At 43.6% G+C, this 1219-nt stretch carries 1 protein-coding gene and 1 pseudogene; both read left to right on the plus strand.

All coding sequences use genetic code 11. The features are described from left to right. A pseudogene (locus HUS62_RS22305) lies at positions 1–528 on the plus strand (hypothetical protein); the annotation flags it as partial. An 11-nt stretch (positions 529–539) separates the two neighbouring features. Next, positions 540–1219, plus strand: a 680-nt coding sequence (locus tag HUS62_RS22310) for a hypothetical protein (protein ID WP_175081194.1), incomplete at its 3' end; no start/stop codon positions are given.

The following is a 1219-nucleotide window of genomic DNA, read 5'->3' on the forward strand; positions in this document are numbered from 1 at the left end:
TCATCGAATAAGGCAAATATAACAGAGTTGACAGCGGGTTCAGCTGATGTGACTGATTTAACGGCTGCTAATGCTAACTTGGCTAATGTTGTTGCCTCTAATGTAAATACTAACTTTCTTACAACAGGAACTTTTAGTGCTGATAGTGTTAGCGTTTCTGGAAGCTTTTCAGTAGGGGGAACACTTTCTGCTGCTGATGTATCTGTTAGCAATAAAACCACGACGAATCAGTTACTGGCCTCAAGTAGTACGTTGGGCAATGCTACAGCAAGTAGTATGAATGTGTCGGGCAATGTTACTGCGAATTCGACCAGTGCAAATACTGTTAGCGCCAACAGCGCGACCGTCGCCAATCTTTCGGGAACGAACGCTAATTTTAATACGGTCACTGCTAATCAATTTAGCGGCGGCACGTTTAACGGATCAAACTTTACGACCAGTCAAAGTAGCGTTAACAACAATAAATCTCTAATTGACCAATACATCAATAAATGGAACTCCTGCAAAAGCGCGGGCGGTTGCCAGTAAGGGTAAGCGGTATGATAAGCTTGAAACGTCAAGCCGGTTACGGCTCATTGCTCCTCATGGCTCTTGTGGGCATTTTGGCTTTGGGTAGTACGGTTTACTATAAAACACGAATGCAGCAGCCAGAAAGTGTTAGGGAAACCTATGAGTCTACGGCTGAAGAGCTCAGAGAAATATCGAGCGCATTAACGGCTTATTATCGAGATAATATGGCGTGGCCTGCCACAATCAACGACTTGGCAGCTGGCGGTTATTTTGCCGGTGATGCGGCACGATGTGGTGGCGGTGGTACATTCCAATCGCCTTTTTGTACGGCAATATTTGGTGGGCAAGTTGGTGATGATTACGCTCTAACTGTTAACCTTCTTAAAGAATCGGTAGCGCAAGCTGTAGCAAACCAGATACCAGGTGGTTCGTCAGCTGGGACTACTGTTACAGCAACTATTAACAGACCTTTTCAATCAGCGCTTTATGAAGATTTTCTACAACGAGTAGAAGATCCCTCTAATCCACAGCGTACAGAGCTAAATGTAGATTTGGATATTAATAATAATGACCTGATAAACATTGGTTCACTTAATGTTCAGCGCGCTACGTTCGATAATGGTGAATTTACAACGGCAAATATTGACAGGGTTGAAGCTGAATCAATTCATCTTGGCAATAACAGTATCACTTATGCGGGTAATCAACT

Origin of the sequence: Pseudoalteromonas sp. 0303 (assembly GCF_013349995.1) — a bacterium.
Taxonomy (GTDB): Bacteria; Pseudomonadota; Gammaproteobacteria; order Enterobacterales; family Alteromonadaceae; genus Pseudoalteromonas.